We start from the raw sequence: 1,199 nt of genomic DNA on the forward strand, positions 1-1,199 counted from the left end.
AAAAGTGTGGCTGTACTCACTACTATTTCATGAAAACTAAGAATTGCTATCGTTGTGCTAACTGCAAACATGATGAAAGATTATTATCCAATACAATCTTTCAGGATAACAAACTGCCTTTAAATGTTTTATTGTACGGTTTGTTTCTAATCTTTACTGCAAATAATGGTATTTCTAGTATGGAACTTTCTAAAGAATTGAAGGTCAATTACAAAACAGCCTGCTTATTACAGACTAAAGCTCGTATACTTATGAAAAATTCGAATTCAAAGAGATTTTTTGAGTATTCCATGGTGGCAGAGCCACCCAATCCATAAAAATAGAGCCACCGAATCCATTTGGACAGAGCCATGCAATCCAATGCTCAGAGCCACTAAATCCACTAAGAGAGCCATTTCAGATTAATGAAATGGCTCTCATTTTTATTATTTGATTTTTGAATAATCCTCTCGAAGAGATCTTCCTTTTAAAAGAATTGTATAAGATGAGTTTCTAATGCGAACTAGAATGGCATCATCGAGTGGCCAATCGCCTAATTTGCCTAGCCATCCTTCAGGGCCCATTGACTGCAGTAGATGGTTATTTTTTATTTATTCTTGATCGTATCACTTCAAATAAATCGTTTCGTTCATATTCACTGATGGGTGTGCTTTAGAAATACCTTATGCGTACTTTTACATTGATCCACATATTCTTTCCAAAGCATTTTAAAACTGACTCCAACCTTCAAAAACTCCTTATGCACATATGCATAGTCAGACTGTTCATAAGAAACATCTATTCCATTTGATGGAAAAAGAAGTTCATTGATTTGGGATTCGCTTAAATTGTAAGCAGTGTTCCAATAGACACCTGCAGCATCAGCTGCATCAAATACATCACGAACTGTATTTCGTGATACTTTCAGCATTCTAGCGATTTCACGCTGAGAATGATTCTCAAACCTAAGTTCAAGAATTCGTCTTAAATCTCGCATAAAAAAACACCTCCAATTTGCAAGATCTGTAGAACTGAATATTCTACAAATACATCTGACAACTGAAGGTGTATAAGCGACTCTGATTAATGGATTGGGTGGCTCTAAATAATGGAATGGGTGGCTCTCAGTGCTGGACGGTGTGGCTCTGAATGCGTGGAATACTCAATTTTTGGATTCGGATTTTTATGAATCAGATGTAGCCTATACAGGAGCTCCATCA

1 protein-coding gene and 1 pseudogene are annotated in these 1,199 nt (G+C 36.3%); one reads left to right on the forward strand and one right to left on the reverse strand.

Going from position 1 to position 1,199, the window contains the following annotated elements; translation table 11 throughout:
- Positions 1-317 (forward strand): annotated as a pseudogene (locus LJE08_RS13540) (transposase); the annotation flags it as partial.
- A gap of 317 nt (positions 318-634) precedes the next feature.
- Here the strand turns inward: LJE08_RS13540 and LJE08_RS13545 are convergent.
- The gene (locus tag LJE08_RS13545; RefSeq protein WP_227403522.1) at positions 635-976 is read right to left on the reverse strand and encodes a sigma factor-like helix-turn-helix DNA-binding protein; all 342 of its coding nucleotides are present in this window, start codon (positions 974-976) and stop codon (positions 635-637) included.
- Positions 977-1,199 lie beyond the last annotated feature (223 nt).

Source organism: Holdemanella sp. DFI.5.55 (assembly GCF_020593575.1).
In the GTDB taxonomy this organism is placed as follows: domain Bacteria; phylum Bacillota_I; class Bacilli_A; order Erysipelotrichales; family Erysipelotrichaceae; genus Holdemanella; species Holdemanella hominis.

Coding starts and splice junctions, on each gene's coding strand:
- LJE08_RS13545 (WP_227403522.1), bottom strand. CDS start 976: ATGCGAGATTTAAGACGAATTCTTGAACTTAGGTTTGAGAATCATTCT.